The following is a 15,897-nucleotide window of genomic DNA, read 5'->3' as shown; positions in this document are numbered from 1 at the left end:
TTCGATCCGGAGAAGTCCCCCGAACCGGGTGACTCAGTCCTCCGGCTCCACCAGGGCCCGCGCGTAGTTCGCCATCGACCGCTGGTAGCGGGGGAGATGGGGGGCGAGGGCGCCGAGGACGAGGGAGAGGCCTTCGCGGTCCCGGCCGAGGCTGGACAGGCACAGGGCGAGGCAGGCCCGTACCGCGTCGTCCAACTCGTCCGAGGGCGCGTCCAGTTCGGGCGTGAGCAGCTTGACGCCGTCTTCCGCCCGGCCGATGTTGCGCAGGGAGCTGGACAGCTGGATCTTGGCCCGGCGTCCCTTGTAACCGCTGGCCTCGCTGAGACCGAGGGCGAGCGCCTCCCGGTACAGCGGTGCCGCCTTGTCCGAGTGACCGGTGGAGTCCCAGGCGCAGGCCTGCTCGAAGGGGCCCAGCGGGCTGCCCTCGGGCAGTTCGGCGACGAGGGCGTCGATCACGGCCCGGAACTCGGCCGCGCGCTCCTCGGGGTAGTCGTCGAAGGTGGCCCAGGCGGCGGTCACGCGGTCTTCCCAGTCTTGGTTCACCGGCTCACTCTCGCACAGCCGTGCCTGGGGTGACATTCGAATTGAGTGTGGCGCCGGTGAACGCCGTATCGAAGGGCAGGGCCCCGCACCGGGGCTCTCTGCGGCATGCTATTGCCCGACCTGGACCGGAGGAACAGATGAGGTTGACGCGACCGATGCTCGCCCTGACGGGCGCCGTCGCCGTACTGGCGCTCACGGGCTGCGGCTCCGGCGACACCACCGAGTCGGTGCCGCCCACGGCCACCGGCAGCCTGGAGAGCCTGGCCGCCGAGGTGAAGTGCTCGCCGAACATCCAGACGGACGCCGACGAACTCCGCCAGGCCATCTGCAAGAACAGCGCCGGCAAGTTCATCCTGGCCACCTTCGCCACCGACCGCGGCCAGCGCGAGTGGATCAACGACGCCAAGGACTACGGCGGTTACTACCTCGTGGGCCGCAAGTGGGTCGCCGTCGGCGACAACGGGGTGGTCAAGTCGCTGCGCAAGAAGCTCGGCGGCGATGTGGAGATCGGGACGAACCACAGCTCCCACGCAGCCCACAGCGGCTGACGGCAGGTGCACACACGGCGAAGGCCGGTGGCGGGAGGGACCCGCCACCGGCCTTCTTCAATGTCCCACCTCAGTGGGTCACTGGCACTGCTGACCGCTGTTGATGCAGTTGGCGATCTTGTTCGCCAGGCCGCCGGTCGTGACGCTGATGAAGTCGTCGTGGTCGGTGGCCGACTTGTGGAGCTGGTCGGGGAAACCGTCCACCGCGTAGGCGTTCTTCACCACGCCGTTCTGCACGGTCGGCGGGTTGATCTTGTAGACCAGGCGCATCGTCAGCTGCGGGATGGCCTTGAAGCCGTTGCCGCAGGTGCCGCTCGCCGGGTCGGCGAAGGCCACGTGCGTGCGGTGGTTGGCGCTGTCGATGTTCTTGCCGTCCCAGCAGCTCTGGAAGGCGAACGTGCGGACCACGTTGCTGCCCTGCGGGCAGATCGGGTACTGCTCCGTCAGCTGGACCTTGTTCTCGAAGCCGGTGCAGCTCCAGTGCGCGTTGGCGTTCCCCAGACCGTTGGTCGTGGTCTTGGCGTCACCGGTGATGATGCGCAGGAACTGCGGCATCGCGACGACCTTGCTCTGCGGGTTGCCGACGTACTTGATCTCCGCCTGGACGGGGGTCAGGATCTTGCCGACGTTGCCTTCCTTGCCACCGCCGTCCGCGTTCTGGTCGAAGTCCTGCGTACCGTCCTGGATACGCACGACCGGCCAGTAGTACGAGGACAGGTCGTTCTTGTTCTGGCAGCTGGTGCCGCCCTGAAGGAACGTCTGGTTGCTGGAGAAGGCGTTGACCTTCTGGTTGCCGACGTAGTCGTGCAGGTGGTGCGCGCCGTTGGTCACACCGGGCGCCACGATCACGTTGTCGGTGTTGTGGTTCTTGTTGGCGTTCACACCGCACTTGGTGACGAAGGTGCCCTTGGAGGCGTTGCCGCCGGCCACCGGCTTGCCCTGGACGTTCGCCGCGGCCTTCGTGATGTCCACGAAGTCGGCAGCCGTCGGACCGTTGCCGGCCTGGCCGTTGTTGCCCTGCTGCTGGCCGCCGTTGTTCTGGCCGCCGTTCTGCTGCTGGCCGCCATTGTTCTGCTGGCCGCCGTTCTGCTGGCCGCCGTTCTGCTGCTGGCCACCGTTGTTCTGCTGCTGGCCGCCGTTCTGCTGCTGGCCGCCGTTCTGCTGGCCACCGGCGGTGGTCTGGTTGGCGGTCATCGTCGTGCAGGCGGCGAGCTGCGCCAGCGAGGTGTCGAACTTGCCACCGACGCGCTGGACGTCGAGCCTGATCCGGTCGATCGTCGCGGCCCGCTTCTCCTTGAGGGGCCCGACGATCGCGTTCTGGACGAAGCTCGCGTCGTTGGTCTGTGCCTGGCGGGTGGAGGCGAGCCTCGCGTAGGCCTCGGTGACCTGCTTGTCGAGGTTCGCCAGCTCCGCTGCCACGCCCTTCTGGGCGTTTGCCGGCACGCTCGTCAGCTTCTGACCCACATCCGGGCAGGCGATAGTCGCTACCTGCGCGGCTGCGGACTTGACCTGGTTCTGAGCCGAGTTGTTCGACTCATGCGCCGAAGCGTAGAAATTCGCCCAGATCAGCCCGCCCCCACCGAGCGCTAGGGCCGCCGATGCGGCAATGGCCTTGTTGGCCAATGGCGTACGGCGCTTGCGTGTGTTGCGTCCCATGGAACTCCTCTGACTTCCTTGCGGGGCAGCATCGAGGCGCCCGACAGGAGTGAAGCGGCGCCATTTCATACGGAGCCCGCCTCAGGCGTGTTCAGCCGACTCACAAATTCATCAGAGGATCTCTGCGCGATCTGCCCCCAACCTGCTCCTGAGCAGCAGGAGTTGCAGAAAAATTGAATTCGGGTCAGCGGCCGTGGTCCAGATACGCGAGCACCGCCAGGACGCGCCGATTGTCGTCGTCCGACACCTCGAGTCCCAGTTTGCCGAAGATGTTGGCGGTGTGCTTGGCGATGGCCCGTTCCGTGACCACCAGCTGGCCGGCGATCGCCGCGTTCGACCGGCCCTGCGCCATCAGCTCCAGCACCTCCCGCTCACGCGGCGTCAGCCGGCCCAGCGGCTGCTCCTCGGCGGCCGACCGCCGGGACAGCAGCTGCTGGATCACCTGCGGATCCATCGCCGTACCGCCCGCGGCCACCCGTCGTACGGCGTCCACGAACTGCTCCGCGTCGAACACCCGGTCCTTGAGCAGATAGCCGACCCCGCCGCTGCCGTCGGCCAGCAGCTCGCGCGCGTACAGCTGCTCCACGTGCTGGGAGAGGACCAGCACCGGCAGCCCCGGCCGGTCCTGCCGGGCCCGCAGGGCGCACTGGAGGCCCTCGTCGGTGTGGGTGGGCGGAAGCCGGACGTCGACCACGGCGACGTCCGGCTTCAACTCGGCGAAGGCCCGGGTGAGTTCGGGCCCGGACTCCACGGCGGCCGCGATCTCGAAGTCGTAGGCCTCCAGCAGCCGGACCAGCCCGTCGCGCAGCAGGAACAGGTCTTCGGCTAGGACAACACGCACGGAATCTCCATGGTGACCATGGTGGGACCGCCCGCGGGAGAGCTGACGGCCAGGACGCCGTCGAATGTACCCAGTCGCCGCTCGACCCCGGAGAGTCCGGAACCGGCCCCGACCACCGCGCCGCCCTTGCCGTTGTCGGTCACCGTGATCCGCAGCATGTCCTCGGCGTGGTGGACGTCGACCCAGATCCGGTCGGCGCCGGAGTGCTTGACCGCGTTGGTGAGCGCCTCGCTCACCGCGAAGTACGCGGCCGACTCGACCGGGGCGTCCGCACGGGCCGGCATCTCCACCTCCACCTCGGTGGAGACGGGCAGCCGCAGCGCCAACGCCCTGACGGCGTCCCCGAGTCCGCGTTCGGCCAGCACCGGCGGGTGGATGCCGCGGACCAGGTCGCGCAGCTCGCCCAGGGCCTCCACGGACGCCTGCCGGGCCTGCCCGATGAGCTGCTTGGCCTTGGCCGGGTCCTTGTCCATGAGCATCTCGATGGTGCCGAGGTCCATGCCCATGGCGACCAGCCGGGCCTGCGCCCCGTCGTGCAGATCCCGCTCGATGCGGCGCAGTTCCGCGGCGGAGGTGTCGACGGCGTCCCGCCGGGTCTCCGTCAGTACCTTCACCCGCTCGGCCAGTTCGGCCTGGTTCGCGCCGAGCACGGCACGGGTGAGCTTGAAGTGGGCGGTCAGCAGGCGCGGGGCCAGGGGGGCGAGCAGGAGGAGTGCGGCGGCCAGGGCGCCCGCGCCCAGCGCGGAGCCCTGGTCGGTGACGTGCACGAAGCCGTACCAGTACCCGCCGAACTCGGAGAGCGGCCGCCACAGGCCGGCGGCCACCACGAACCCCTCCAGCGGGTACAGGAGGAGCACCGCCGGCAGCAGCGCCGTGACGTATCCCGCCGTCATGTCGACCTGGAGCCACCGCAGGTCCCGCCAGACCGCCGGGTCGCGCAGCAGCGCGTAGGTGCGCGTCCACTGGTTGGCTCCCTCGGGTGCCGGCCGGTACGCCGACGGTATCTGCACCCCGCACCACTCGGCCGCGAGCCGCCGCCGGGTGTCCGCCACGTTCCGGACGCCGCCCAGGATCCACGGGGTGGTGAAGACGCCGACGCCGATCGGGATCAGCGCGACGGAGACCAGGGTCAGGGTGAAGCAGAGAGCCGAGATCGGCAGCGTCACCACGGCCAGCACCAGCCCCCGTACGGCGGCGAGCACGACCTCCCGTGCCCTGGTACGGAAGTCCCCGCCGCTGTGCGTGTTCGTCGTCATGGCGTCAGTCTGGCGGACCGGGTGCGTGACGGGCACTGGTCCGAAGCCCCATGTCAGGGGGTGGTGTCAGGTACACCCCCGGCCGCCGTGTCCCCGGTCGCGGCGAGCACCCTGGCCTCCACCTCCGGGTCCAGGCCCTTGAGTGACCGGTCGGGCCGCAGGGGCGCCGTGCCGCCGATCTCCCGCAGCCACGCCCAGGTGTCCGCCACGGTCTCGTCCACGGGCCGGCACACCAGTCCCGTGGCCAGCGCCCGCGAGACGTCGCTGTGGTGCACCCCCGCGTACAGCTCGCCGTCCGGCGGCACCCACGCCGGCAGCTGGGTCCAGGGTTCGATCCCGGCGTCGAGGATGACCTCCGGGGCGGTCCAGCGCAGTTCGGCCGAGGCTCCGGTGGCCCGCACGCAGGCCTCCAGCAGGGTGGCCATGGTGGCGTGCCCCCGCGGGCTCACCAGGTTGTACGGTCCGCTCGACCCGCGTTCCACCGAGCCCAGGATCCACTCGGCGAGATCGCGTACGTCGATGTACTGGAGCGGCAGGTCACGCGGTCCCGGGGCCAGGACCGGGCCGCCCCGGGCGACGCGGGTCAGCCACCAGGGCAGCCGGCCGACGTTCTCGTACGGGCCGAGGATCAGCCCGGCCCGCACCAGCAGCGACCGGTCGGCGCCGAAGGCCCCCACGGCGGCCAGCTCGCCGCCCAGCTTGTCCTGCGGGTACTCGGTCTGTTCCGCGTCGGCCGAGGCGCCCTCGACGAGGGGTGCGTCCTCGGCGAAGCCGGCGGCCCGGGGCCAGGCGTAGACCGAGATGCTCGACACGTACACATACCGCCCGGCGCGGCCCCGCAGCAGCCGCGCCGTGTCCCGCACCGCGCGGGGAGCGGCCGACCAGGTGTCGACCACCGCGTCCCATTCCCCGTCCCCGGCCAGGGCGGCGAGCCCGTCCGGGTGGGTGCGGTCGCCGTGCAGCGACCGCACCCCCGTGGGAGGCGCCTGCCGCCCCCGGTTGAAGACGGTCACCTCCCAGCCGCGTCCGAGCGCCGCCTCCGCCACGGCCCGCCCCGCGAATTCCGTACCACCCAGCACCAGAAGTCTCATGCCGTGATCGTGCCCGCCGAGGGCGCGGGACGGAACGGGAATCTGCCGTCAGCAGAGGACGGAGGAGGGAGGACGGAGGGCGGGACGGCTCAGCGGCCGGTCGGCGGGGCGTACTTGTAGCCGACCCGGCGCACCGTCTGGATGGTGCCCCGGTGCGCGGCGCCGAGCTTGCGGCGCAGCCGGGCGATGTGGACGTCGACCGTGCGGCCGTCGCCCACGTGGCCGTAGCCCCAGACCGTGGTGACCAGCTGGTCGCGGGTGTGCACCCGGTGCGGGTGCGCCACGAGGTGCGCGAGCAGCTCGAACTCCAGGTAGGTGAGGTCGAGTTCACGCCCGTCCACGCTGGCGGTGCGCTGCACGGCGTCGATCCGCACCAGCTGGTCGGCACCGGTGTCGGTGGCGCTCGCGGCGGTGCCGGCGGGCTGGTCGGGCACCGCGACGGGCAGGAACGGCGGCTGCTGGTCGGCCGGGACGAGCACCAGGTAGCCGATCATCGGCGGCCGGCCCGGCAGGGTGGGCAGGGTGTGCTGCGGGGCGGGCAGCCAGGTGGCGCCCGGCGGCAGGAAGTCCGCGACGTCGACCACCTCCTCCCGGTCGACGGCACGCAGCCGGTGCCGGGAACCCTGGGCGGAGGCAGTGGCGGTGGTGGAGAGAGAACGAGTGGTTGCCATGAGAGGTCAGCTCTTTCGCGCGAGGAGGTCGTCGGGGAGGACGTACGTCGTGTCGCGCTGGCCGAAGGCCGGGTGTACGGCTTTAGAAGGCCCGCGCGTTCGTCGCGCGGCAACACACCCGGTCGAAGTCGTGGTGCTGACGGGAGGGCCAGAAGGGCTCGAGGTCATGGCGACCTGTCGCGGTGTACTTCTGGAAACTGGCCATGTCCTTATTGAAGCAGACATGGGCCCGTGACAGGAGTCTTCTCTCACTCCTCGGACGGCAAGCGGACGGCAGGCGGACGGCAAGCAGCAGGGGCGCCCGCCGTGACGGCGGGCGCCCCTGAAGGGAAGTGCGGCGGATCAGGCCTGGCCGGCCTTCTCCAGCGCGGCGCAGCAGGTGTCGACGATCAGACGGGTCACCACGTACGGGTCGACGTTGGCGTTGGGACGGCGGTCCTCGATGTAGCCCTTGCCGTCCTTCTCGACCTGCCACGGGATGCGGACCGAGGCGCCGCGGTCGGAGACACCGTAGGAGTACTCGTTCCACGGGGCGGTCTCGTGCAGACCGGTGAGGCGGTCGTCGATGCCGGCGCCGTAGTTCTTGACGTGGTCCAGCGGCTTGGAGCCCTCGCCGAGCGACTCGCACGCGGTGATGATCGCGTCGTAACCCTCGCGCATCGCCTTGGTGGAGAAGTTGGTGTGCGCGCCGGCGCCGTTCCAGTCGCCCTTGACCGGCTTGGGGTCGAGGGTGGCGGAGATGCCGAAGTCCTCGGCGGTGCGGTAGAGCAGCCAACGGGCCACCCACAGCTGGTCGGCGACCTCGAGCGGGGACAGCGGGCCGACCTGGAACTCCCACTGGCCCGGCATGACCTCGGCGTTGATGCCGGAGATGCCCAGGCCCGCCTTGAGGCAGTTGTCCAGGTGGGCCTCGACGATCTCGCGGCCGAAGATCTCGTCGGCGCCGACACCGCAGTAGTAGCCGCCCTGCGGGGCCGGGAAGCCGCCCTCGGGGAAGCCCAGCGGGCGGGAACCGTCGAAGAAGGTGTACTCCTGCTCGATGCCGAAGATCGGCTCCTGCGCGGCGAACCGCTCGGCGACCTCGCCCAGCGCGGCGCGTGTGTTGGACGCGTGCGGGGTGAGGTCGATGTTCTGGACCTCGCACAGGACGAGGATGTCGTCACCGCCGCGGATCGGGTCCGGGCAGGAGAAGACCGGCTTGAGCACGCAGTCGGAGGCGTGCCCCTCGGCCTGGTTGGTGGAGGAGCCGTCGAAGCCCCAGATCGGCAGTGCCTCGACCCTGACTCCCTTTTCGGAGTCCCCGAAGATCTTCGTCTTGGAACGCAGCTTGGCCGTCGGCTCGGTGCCGTCGATCCAGATGTACTCAGCCTTGAAGCTCACGGGGCCACATCCTTCGGGGTGTGTCTAGGCGCACTTGCGGGTGCTGCGGCGCTGCGGCACTGGGGCGCCGCCGTTCTTGCCCGGCAGCCTGTCAACAGGCGATTTCCCGATCATTGCCCGAGTGTGAACCCCGTGTTACCTGGTGGTTCTGTGCCCAGGCTCACGTTGTGAGGGCGGCCCGGCGGGGTAGGGGGGTCGCTCACCCGGTCATGCGCCCTGTCATTCACCCCCGGTGGCCGCCTCCCGCACCCCGCCGAGGAAGTCCCGGATCGCGGCCAGCTGGCGTTCGTCGTAGCCGCGCAGCAGCTCCACCGACCGCTCGATCAGCGGCCCGAAGAAGGCCCACCCCAGCTCGACCGCGCGCTCGTCCACCTCGACGGCGACCTTCCGCCGGTCCCGTTCGCCGCGCACCCGCCGCACGTGTCCCGCCCGCTCCAGCCGGTCCAGCAGTGCCGTGGTCCCCGCCGAGTTGAGCCCCAGCGCGGCCCCCAGCCGCCCGGCGGTCATCTCCTCCCCGGCGCGGCGGGCGTCCATCAGGGCGATCAGCGCGCGTACGTCGGTGGGGTGCATGCCGTTGCGGTTCGCGAACCGCGCGCTGTGCAGCCCGAGTTCGACCGCCACCGCGCGCAGCAGGTGGACGATCTCCAGCTCGGGGCCTGGTTCCACGGCCGGCATGCGGTGTCCCTCCGGGGTCCGGCTATCATTTCGTCTCGCTCGGCGAGTATCTCGCTCAACGAGATAATAGGGGAGGTTCGCATGGCCGGACACGACAGTGACGCCTTCCGGGTCGCGTACGACGAGGTCCTGGCGAAGTGGCCGGCGGAGCGGGAGGCCCTGACCGTCGGTACGCCCTTCGGCGACACCCACGTCAACGCCTGCGGTCCGCGTGACGCGCCCCCGTTGCTGCTCCTGCCGGGCGGTGGCGGGGAGACCTCCGCCTCCTGGTACGGCCAGGCGGCCGAGCTGGCCCGCACCCGCCGCGTCCTCGCCGCCGACCTGATCGGAGCCCCCGGCCGCAGCGTGCCGGCCGCCGGCCGTCACCCCCGTACGGTCGCCGACCTGGCGGCGTGGCTGGACGCGCTGCTGGACGGACTCGGTGTGGCGGAGACGGACCTGGGCGGGCATTCGTACGGCGCCTGGATCGCCCTGCACTACGCGCTGCGCGCGCCGGACCGGGTGCGCCGCCTGTTCCTCCTGGACCCGACCCAGTGCTTCGCCGGGTACAAGGCGGCGTACCTGATCCACGCGCTGCCGATGCTGCTGCGGCCCTCACCCCGCCGGGTCCGCGCCTTCCTGGACTGGGAGACCGGGGGAGCGGCCCTGGACGCCGACTGGCTGCGCCTTCAGGAGGCGGCCGCCGGTTTCCCCGCCGTGAAGCCGGTGACGGGGCCGCGTCCGGCGCCGGACGCGCTGCGGGGTCTGGACATGCCGGTCCTGCTGCTCCTGGGCGGGAGCAGCAGGACTCATGACACGTACGAGGTGGCGGACCGGGCCGGCGCGCTGCTGCCGCGCGTCGAGACGGTCGTACTCCCGGAGGTCTCGCACCACGCGCTGCCGCAGGCGGCACCCGCCGGCCTGACCGGTCACCTCACCCGGTTCCTGTCGGCCTGAGCGTCACCCCACCTTCTCGATCACCGCACGGCGGATGAGGAACTTGCCGGACTCGCGGACCTGTTCGAAGGCCGCGTTGTTCAGCAGCACACAGCTGCCGGAGACCGAGGTGACCTTCACCGTCGTGGACTTGTTGTTGTCCAGGTTGGTGACCTTCAGCGTGGTTCCCGCCGGGAACTGGTTGCTGGAGGCCGCCGGGGCGCCGCCCTCGCCGGACAGCGTCACGGTGGAGCCCTTGCAGACCTGCTGGCCGGAGGCCGCGGCGGCACCGCCGGTGTCTCCCGCGGCGGCGCTCTGCGAGGGCTGCGCGGTCTGCTGACCGGCCGCCTGACCCGCCGCCTGACCGGCCTGCTGGTCACCCTGCTGGCCGGCCTGCGCCGACTGCGTCGCCTGGGAGTCCTGAGCCGACTCCCCAACGACGCAACCGGACGCCTTCTGCTGCACCTTGATCTGTTCGATGACCGCCGTGCGGTTGGCGATCCTGGCCTGCGACTGCGCGTCCGGGTTGGCCTTCTGGCCGTCGATGAACTTCTGGTTGTTGCCGAGGGCCGTGGCCAGCCCCTGGCAGACGGTCGAATCCGCGGCCGAAGACAGGGTGTTCGCCTTCTGCGGACTCGGCGCGGCGTTCGAGGTGGTCGCCAGGACGAAGGCGCCGCCTCCCGCCACCGCCGCGGCACTGGCCAGCAGCGCGATCGTCTTCTTCGTACCGAGTTTTCTCCTGCGGGACATGCGCGCCTCCTGAAGAGGTAGGGGTGCGTACGCCGCTATGTACGAGATACCGAACGGAGTTACTCAGCGGTTACACGAGTCTCCTCAAGTGGCCTGCGTCACAGAGCAGTTCACTTCCTGGTCAGGGCGTCCTGCACGGCCTCGTCCGTGCGGGCCACCACCGCCGTGCCGTCGTCCGCCGTGATGATCGGGCGCTGGATGAGCCCCGGGTGCTCGGCGAGGGCGGTGATCCAGCGGTCACGCGCGGAGTCGTCCCGCGGCCACTCCTTGAGCCCGAGCTCCTTGGCGGCGGCCTCCTGGGTGCGGGTGATGTCCCACGGTTCGAGCCCGAGCCGCTCCAGTACGCCCCTGATCTCGTCCTCGCTCGGCACGTCCTCCAGGTACCGGCGGACGGTGTAGTCGGCGCCCTCGGCGTCGAGCAGACTGATGGCACTGCGGCACTTGGAACAGGCCGGGTTGATCCAGATCTCCATGGGGCCAACGTTACGCGAGGTGTCCCCGTCTCCGGCCTCGGCGGGATCCCGTCGCGGCCGGGCTTCCAGGGCCGGTCTGTTCGAATTTCTGGCGCCTCACGGTCAACTCGCAAACCTGGTGTGTCACGGTGTCAATTCACCTGCTCACCTGGTTGTTTGCTGCCACTTATGGCCTCCCTGGATGTCAGTGCCGGGCAGTAGACTGGAGGCAGTGTTCGAGGGCTTGACCCGGTCCCCGGTGCAACGCCCTGACCGCGACAGGAGGATGCCTGTGCCCGCTGCCGCCCCGTCCGTCATGAAGCGCCCGTTGCCGTCCGGACGTCCCCGTGAGTGGTACGTCACCCACAACCGCCGCCTCAAGGCCATGCGCCTCGCCATCGCCCTGCTCGACTCCGGCGTCTACGTGCCGAACCAGGCCCGCAACGAGACGATCCGGAGCACGGCGGAGCGCATCGGAATCCACCCGCCGTCCGACACCACGTGCCACATGGTGCGGGCGCTGATGCGGTACTCGCGCTGACCGGCCGGCGCGACTGCCCGCGGCCGCAATGGCTGAGGGTGGTCGCGCCGAGCCACGATCCCGGGCGGCGTCAAGCCGACAGCTCCCGTTCCAGCGGTGTCCGGAACCGCGGGGTCACCCTGGCGTCGCCCAGCCACCCCCGCAGCCGTTCCGCCTCCGCCGCCACCGCGGGCTCCGCCGCACGGCGCACCCCCTCGTCCAGGAACCGCCAGACGATCTCGCCGGACGCCCGCTGGGCCCAGCCCCCCACGACCCGCCCGTCCCACCACACCGTCGGCCCCACGTTCCCGCTGCCGTCGAACAACGGTGGCCGCGACTCCGGCGCGAGGTACCAGTCCCGCTGCTGCCACCCCATCGCCGTCGGGTCCAGCCCGGGGAGGAGCGCCGCCCAGGGAGCATCCGGCCCGGCGACGGGACCGGAGTCGCCCGGGACGACGTACCCCACCCCCTCGTCCACGGAGACCTCCTCCGCACCGATCGCCCGCAGCGCCGCCCGTACGTCGGTCACCCGCCAGCCCGTCCACCACTTCAGGTCGGCCTCGGTCGCCGGACCGCACGCGGTGAGCCAGCGGCGCAGCAGCGCGGTGCGGGCCTCGGCGGGGTCCAGCTCGGGGTGCGGGGGTGCCACCGCCCAGCGGAACTGGCTCGAGGTCCAGGAGCCGAGCGGCCGGCCGCGGACCACCCTGCCCTCCACGCCCAGGACCCGCAGGAGGCGGCCGGAGACCGTGTGCATCGCCTCGTAGCCCTTGCCGGCCGCGTAGACGAACCGCTCACGCAACCTGGGTTCGTCCTGGGCCAGTTGCGCCGCCGTGGCCTGGCCGCGCCGGGCCAGCGCGGCCAGGGCCGACGCCTCCACCTCCGCCAGCCACGCGGCGTCCGGACCGCCGCCCTTCGCCATGTCCTTGATCAGCGCGGCACGGGCGCGCGCGGCCACGTCCAGAGCCGTCGACGCGTGCACCACGGCCGTCAGGTCCGTCGGGAACACGAACACCGTGTGCCGCATGCCGTGCATCCGCACCAGCGTCCGGTCCTCGTACAGCGCCCGTTCCGTCTTCGGCACGGTCTTCGCCGCCTCGGCCAGCCGCGCGCCCACCGCCACGAACACCGTCGCCGGGTCCGTGCCGTGCAGTGCCACCAGCGAGGCGGCGACCTCCTCGGGGTCCGCCGCCCGCTCCGTACCCGCCAGCCGGTGGCGCAGGGCCAGCCGGGCCCGCCGTTCCGCCACGTCGATGTGGCGTCGCCGTCCGCCGCTCATCTCCGACCTCCGCCCGTCGCTCGTCGATGCCCGCGTCCATCTTCGCCGAGCCCACTGACAACCGAGGCCGGGCCCCTCCCCTCACCCGTTCGCCGTATCGGGACATGCGGTCACCCGGTCGCCCGCCTTCACTTCGATCAGAAGGTGTCGCGAGACGTGAGCGGAGGGAGGCGGATCACCCCATGACCAGCCCCACCACGGCCAGTCCCGCCACGGCCAGTCCCGCCGACCGCGCCCAGCGCGGCAGGGCCGCCCGCAAGCACGTCTCCCGCTCCGCGCACGCCCATTGGCTGCCGGCCGCCGACCGGCACGACCCCGTCGCCGTACTGGAGCGGCAGGGACGCGACCGGCTGCCGGAGCTGCTGCCGGTCCGGTACGGGCGGATGACCGCCTCGCCGCTCGCCTTCCTGCGCGGCGCCGCCGCCGTGATGGCCGCCGACCTGGCCGCGCGGCCGCACACCGGGCTGACCGTGCAGCTGTGCGGCGACGCCCACCTGCTCAACTTCGGCCTGCACGCCTCCCCGGAGCGGGTGCTGATGTTCGACCTCAACGACTTCGACGAGACCTTCCCGGGCCCCTTCGAGTGGGACGTGAAGCGGCTCGCGGCCAGCGTGGCCGTGGCCGCGCACGAGAACGGCCACCCGCAGGAGAAGACGCGCCGGGCCGCCGCCGAGGCCGTGGCCGCCTACCGCACGACGATCCGCCGGCTGTCCGGGCTGGGCGAGCTCGAGGTCTGGTACGAGCGCACCGACGCCCACAGCCTGCTGCCCCTCCTCCACTCCGCCCGGCGGCACCGGCGCCTCGGGTCCAGCCTCACCCGCGCCCGCCGCCGCACCAGCCTCCAGGCGCTCGGCAAGCTGACGGAGGCCGTCGACGGGCAGCGGCGCATCGTCCACGACCCGCCGCTCCTCGAACCCGCCGGCGTCCCCGACATGGCCACCCTGCGCAAGGCCTTCAGCGACTACCGCTCCACGCTCGCCGAGGAGCGCCGCCTCCTCCTCGACCGCTACCGCTTCGTCGACGCCGCCCGCAAGGTCGTCGGCATCGGCGGCCTCGGCCTGCGCTGCTTCGTCGTGCTGCTCGCCGGGCGGGGCTCCGACGACCCGCTGCTCCTCCAGCTCAAGGAGGCCAGGCAGGCCGTCCTGGAGGACCACCTGCCCACCGGGCCGTTCGTCCACCCCGGGCACCGGGTCGTCGCGGGGCAGCGGCTGCTCCAGGCCTCCGGTGACATCTTCCTCGGCTGGATGACCGGGCCGCAGGGCCGCGCCCTCTACTGGCGCCAGTTGCGCGACAGCATGGTCGACGCCGACGTCGCGGGGATGTCCCCGGGCGACCTCACCGCGTACGCCCGGCTGTGCGGCACCGCCCTGGCCCGCGGCCACGCCCGCTCCGGCGACCGCATCGCCATAGCCGCCTACCTGGGGTCCGCCGGCACCTTCGACCGCGCCGTCGCCGACTTCGCGCTGAGCTACGCCGACCAGACCGCCGACGACCACGCGGCCCTCGGCGCGGCCGTCGCGGCGGGCGTGGTACGGGCCGCCCCGGGCGTCTGACCGCCGACGGCTCAGCCGTACCGCTCCAGCAGCCCCCGCACGTATGCCTCCAGCCGCCCGGACAGTGCCTCCGGTGTCAGGTCGGTCCGGCCCAGTTCGCGCCAGGGACCGGCCAGCTTCGCCGCGTCGGGGGAGTAGGCCAGGGCATCGAGCAGGCGCCAGTACAGGTGGTCCCGGCCGGTGGCCAGTGGACGGCCGCCGTGCGCCTCGTACCGGTCCCGGAACCGCAGGCCCTGCTCCGGGCCGTGCAGCAGCGCCAGGGCGGTCGAGCAGTGGGCGACGTCGAGGTCGGCGGGGCCCCAGGAGGTCTCCACCCAGTCCACGACCCCGGTCACCCGCAGGTCATCCCCCGCGCCGGTGAACAGCACGTTCCCGGGGTGGAAGTCCCGGTGCAGGAAGCAGCCGTCGTACGGGGGCGGGTCGCGCCGGATGACGTCCACGGCCCGGTCCCACAGGGCGCCCCCGGGCGTGCGCACCCTCCCCCACTCTCGGCTTCGCTCGAGCGGGGGGACCCCCATGGGGGAGGTCCACGCCTGGTACGGGCGCGGCCGCTCGGTGGGAACCACCCGGTGGATCCGGACCAGCTGGGCGGCGAGCAGGTCCAGGCGGTGCTCCAGCTCCGCCGCGCCCGGCTCGTCGGCCCTGACCCCGCCGGGCAGCCTGGTCATCAACAGGGAAGGGTGATCGCAGAGTTCGGCGGTGGCGTCCACCGCCACCAGGGCGGGCGCCGGGATCCCGTCCTCCCCGGCGAGCAGCGTCAGCACGGCGGCCTCGCGGGCCAGCAGACCGGGCGCGTGGCGGCGGAAGAAGGGCTTCACGAACGTGCGCAGGACCAGCCCGGTGCCGTCGTCGAGGGTGAGATCGCGCATCTGGGCGCTCCAGCCGCCCCGCAGGAAGCGGGAGCCGGTGACCGTACGGCCCTCGGGCAGTTGCTTGGCCGCCCAGCCCAGGGTGGCCGTCCAGCCCCGGTCGCCGAGGCCGGTCAGCAGGGCCTCCGCGAAGTCCCGCCGGTCGTCCGCGTGGTCGCGGAACCACAGGCCCAACGCATGGTCGGCTGCAGGGAGTTCGAAGCAGGTGAACTGGGCGTGCGCGGACAGGGCGTCCTGTACGGCCTCCGTCACCTCCGGCGGGATGACCGCGTCCGTGCCGGGCACCGCGAGCACCGCCCGGCCCGCGTAGGCCCGCAGCGTCTCCAGGGCGGCCGACCGGCGCCAGCCGCCGGGCGTGCGGATGATCCCGCTGAACCGCCCGTCCCCGTCGCCGAAGGGCTCGTCCCAGGCCTCGGGCGCGTACACCGCGGGTGCGCACAGCCCGAGGGCGACCACCCGGTTCCCGTAGTACCGGGCGAGGTCCGCCACCGTCTGGCCGCTCATGCTGAAGCCGACCAGCACCAGCGGCTCGGCCGCCGGCACCCGCGCGTCGATCACCGCGACCGCCTGCTCGAAGCGCCGGCGCAGGCTCAACTCCCGCAGTGCGCCCGTGCTGTCGCCGTGCCCGGAGAAGTCGAGGGCGAGCCCGCGGCAGCCCCGGGCGACGAACTCCCCGAGCAGCGGCCGTAACCGCTCCTCGCTGCCCCGGCCGGCGCCGTGCAGCAGGACGACGGCCGCCCGGCCGGGCCCTCCGCCGTGGACACCGGCGAGTCGTTCACCGTCGTACGCGTACGTGAAAGGTGCGAGGGGCGAGAGAGCGGTCATGGCGCTCATTCACTCACGGAAAACGGGATGCACGCCCAGTGATCGCCTCCCTACGCTGAAATGCGAACCCACGGAA

16 protein-coding genes are annotated in these 15,897 nt (G+C 71.9%); 4 read left to right on the top strand and 12 right to left on the bottom strand.

The features are described 5' to 3' along the window. Nucleotides 1-33: 33 nt before the first annotated feature. A complete protein-coding gene (locus ABZ915_RS31545) occupies nucleotides 34-579 on the bottom strand; it encodes a tetratricopeptide repeat protein (protein WP_361810287.1) in 546 nt (181 codons plus the stop codon). Between the two features lie 101 nt (nucleotides 580-680). On the opposite strand from ABZ915_RS31545, the gene ABZ915_RS31540 reads away from it, so the two are divergent. Next, complete coding sequence (locus ABZ915_RS31540) at nucleotides 681-1,091, top strand: hypothetical protein (protein ID WP_361810285.1); 411 nt, start codon at nucleotides 681-683, stop codon at nucleotides 1,089-1,091. A gap of 78 nt (nucleotides 1,092-1,169) precedes the next feature. Here the strand turns inward: ABZ915_RS31540 and ABZ915_RS31535 are convergent, their stop codons facing one another. From ABZ915_RS31535 to ABZ915_RS31505, 7 genes are all read right to left on the bottom strand, one after another. Continuing rightward, on the bottom strand, nucleotides 1,170-2,747 hold the full coding sequence (locus ABZ915_RS31535; protein ID WP_361810283.1) for a DUF1996 domain-containing protein: 1,578 nt from the start codon (nucleotides 2,745-2,747) through the stop codon (nucleotides 1,170-1,172). Nucleotides 2,748-2,931: 184 nt separating this feature from the next. Next, nucleotides 2,932-3,588: a response regulator transcription factor gene (locus ABZ915_RS31530; protein WP_361810281.1), complete on the bottom strand. Its 657-nt coding sequence runs from the start codon at nucleotides 3,586-3,588 to the stop codon at nucleotides 2,932-2,934. Continuing rightward, entirely contained in the window at nucleotides 3,573-4,844 is a 1,272-nt protein-coding gene (locus ABZ915_RS31525; protein ID WP_361810279.1) for a sensor domain-containing protein, read from the bottom strand. The genes ABZ915_RS31530 and ABZ915_RS31525 overlap by 16 nt, the downstream gene beginning before the upstream one ends. Nucleotides 4,845-4,897: 53 nt before the next feature. After that, a complete protein-coding gene (locus ABZ915_RS31520) occupies nucleotides 4,898-5,935 on the bottom strand; it encodes an NAD-dependent epimerase/dehydratase family protein (protein ID WP_361810277.1) in 1,038 nt (345 codons plus the stop codon). A gap of 89 nt (nucleotides 5,936-6,024) precedes the next feature. Beyond that, complete coding sequence (locus tag ABZ915_RS31515; protein ID WP_361810275.1) at nucleotides 6,025-6,606, bottom strand: winged helix-turn-helix domain-containing protein; 582 nt, start codon at nucleotides 6,604-6,606, stop codon at nucleotides 6,025-6,027. Between the two features lie 342 nt (nucleotides 6,607-6,948). Beyond that, nucleotides 6,949-7,986 (bottom strand): glutamine synthetase, encoded by a 1,038-nt coding sequence (gene glnII, locus ABZ915_RS31510; protein ID WP_361810273.1) that lies wholly within the window; start codon nucleotides 7,984-7,986, stop codon nucleotides 6,949-6,951. Between the two features lie 219 nt (nucleotides 7,987-8,205). After that, complete coding sequence (locus tag ABZ915_RS31505; protein WP_361810271.1) at nucleotides 8,206-8,661, bottom strand: helix-turn-helix domain-containing protein; 456 nt, start codon at nucleotides 8,659-8,661, stop codon at nucleotides 8,206-8,208. Nucleotides 8,662-8,742: 81 nt separating this feature from the next. Between ABZ915_RS31505 and ABZ915_RS31500 the strand changes: the two genes are divergently transcribed. Beyond that, nucleotides 8,743-9,597: an alpha/beta fold hydrolase gene (locus ABZ915_RS31500; protein ID WP_361810269.1), complete on the top strand. Its 855-nt coding sequence runs from the start codon at nucleotides 8,743-8,745 to the stop codon at nucleotides 9,595-9,597. 3 nt (nucleotides 9,598-9,600) lie between these two features. Here ABZ915_RS31500 and ABZ915_RS31495 read toward each other — a convergent pair whose 3' ends face one another. Both ABZ915_RS31495 and ABZ915_RS31490 read right to left on the bottom strand, forming a co-directional pair. Next, complete coding sequence (locus ABZ915_RS31495; RefSeq protein ID WP_361810267.1) at nucleotides 9,601-10,326, bottom strand: hypothetical protein; 726 nt, start codon at nucleotides 10,324-10,326, stop codon at nucleotides 9,601-9,603. 110 nt (nucleotides 10,327-10,436) lie between these two features. Next, entirely contained in the window at nucleotides 10,437-10,799 is a 363-nt protein-coding gene (locus tag ABZ915_RS31490; protein WP_361810265.1) for an arsenate reductase family protein, read from the bottom strand. A gap of 265 nt (nucleotides 10,800-11,064) precedes the next feature. Here ABZ915_RS31490 and ABZ915_RS31485 point away from each other — a divergent pair, with 265 nt between their 5' ends. Further along, entirely contained in the window at nucleotides 11,065-11,319 is a 255-nt protein-coding gene (locus ABZ915_RS31485; protein WP_361810263.1) for a hypothetical protein, read from the top strand. Between the two features lie 70 nt (nucleotides 11,320-11,389). Here ABZ915_RS31485 and ABZ915_RS31480 read toward each other — a convergent pair whose 3' ends face one another. Then, the gene (locus ABZ915_RS31480) at nucleotides 11,390-12,574 is read right to left on the bottom strand and encodes a winged helix DNA-binding domain-containing protein (protein ID WP_361810261.1); all 1,185 of its coding nucleotides are present in this window, start codon (nucleotides 12,572-12,574) and stop codon (nucleotides 11,390-11,392) included. 182 nt (nucleotides 12,575-12,756) lie between these two features. Between ABZ915_RS31480 and ABZ915_RS31475 the strand changes: the two genes are divergently transcribed. Next, nucleotides 12,757-14,127: a DUF2252 domain-containing protein gene (locus ABZ915_RS31475; protein WP_361810259.1), complete on the top strand. Its 1,371-nt coding sequence runs from the start codon at nucleotides 12,757-12,759 to the stop codon at nucleotides 14,125-14,127. An 11-nt stretch (nucleotides 14,128-14,138) separates the two neighbouring features. Here the strand turns inward: ABZ915_RS31475 and ABZ915_RS31470 are convergent, their stop codons facing one another. Then, on the bottom strand, nucleotides 14,139-15,830 hold the full coding sequence (locus ABZ915_RS31470) for an alpha/beta fold hydrolase (protein WP_361810257.1): 1,692 nt from the start codon (nucleotides 15,828-15,830) through the stop codon (nucleotides 14,139-14,141). Nucleotides 15,831-15,897 lie beyond the last annotated feature (67 nt).

Source organism: Streptomyces sp. NPDC046915 (assembly GCF_040644935.1).
Lineage (GTDB): Bacteria > Actinomycetota > Actinomycetes > Streptomycetales > Streptomycetaceae > Streptomyces.
Note: the sequence above shows the minus strand (reverse complement) of the source record. Positions and strands in the feature narration are given on the sequence as shown.

What these genes read in the sequence shown, in the direction of transcription:
- ABZ915_RS31485 (WP_361810263.1), top strand. Translation starts at nt 11,065, where the DNA reads ATGCCTGTGCCCGCTGCCGCCCCGTCCGTCATGAAGCGCCCGTTGCCG.
- ABZ915_RS31540 (WP_361810285.1), top strand. Translation starts at nt 681, where the DNA reads ATGAGGTTGACGCGACCGATGCTCGCCCTGACGGGCGCCGTCGCCGTA.
- ABZ915_RS31495 (WP_361810267.1), bottom strand. Translation starts at nt 10,326, where the DNA reads ATGTCCCGCAGGAGAAAACTCGGTACGAAGAAGACGATCGCGCTGCTG.
- ABZ915_RS31545 (WP_361810287.1), bottom strand. Translation starts at nt 579, where the DNA reads ATGTCACCCCAGGCACGGCTGTGCGAGAGTGAGCCGGTGAACCAAGAC.
- ABZ915_RS31505 (WP_361810271.1), bottom strand. Translation starts at nt 8,661, where the DNA reads ATGCCGGCCGTGGAACCAGGCCCCGAGCTGGAGATCGTCCACCTGCTG.
- ABZ915_RS31515 (WP_361810275.1), bottom strand. Translation starts at nt 6,606, where the DNA reads ATGGCAACCACTCGTTCTCTCTCCACCACCGCCACTGCCTCCGCCCAG.
- ABZ915_RS31525 (WP_361810279.1), bottom strand. Translation starts at nt 4,844, where the DNA reads ATGACGACGAACACGCACAGCGGCGGGGACTTCCGTACCAGGGCACGG.
- ABZ915_RS31535 (WP_361810283.1), bottom strand. Translation starts at nt 2,747, where the DNA reads ATGGGACGCAACACACGCAAGCGCCGTACGCCATTGGCCAACAAGGCC.
- ABZ915_RS31470 (WP_361810257.1), bottom strand. Translation starts at nt 15,830, where the DNA reads ATGAGCGCCATGACCGCTCTCTCGCCCCTCGCACCTTTCACGTACGCG.
- ABZ915_RS31475 (WP_361810259.1), top strand. Translation starts at nt 12,757, where the DNA reads ATGACCAGCCCCACCACGGCCAGTCCCGCCACGGCCAGTCCCGCCGAC.
- ABZ915_RS31520 (WP_361810277.1), bottom strand. Translation starts at nt 5,935, where the DNA reads ATGAGACTTCTGGTGCTGGGTGGTACGGAATTCGCGGGGCGGGCCGTG.
- ABZ915_RS31500 (WP_361810269.1), top strand. Translation starts at nt 8,743, where the DNA reads ATGGCCGGACACGACAGTGACGCCTTCCGGGTCGCGTACGACGAGGTC.
- ABZ915_RS31480 (WP_361810261.1), bottom strand. Translation starts at nt 12,574, where the DNA reads ATGAGCGGCGGACGGCGACGCCACATCGACGTGGCGGAACGGCGGGCC.
- ABZ915_RS31490 (WP_361810265.1), bottom strand. Translation starts at nt 10,799, where the DNA reads ATGGAGATCTGGATCAACCCGGCCTGTTCCAAGTGCCGCAGTGCCATC.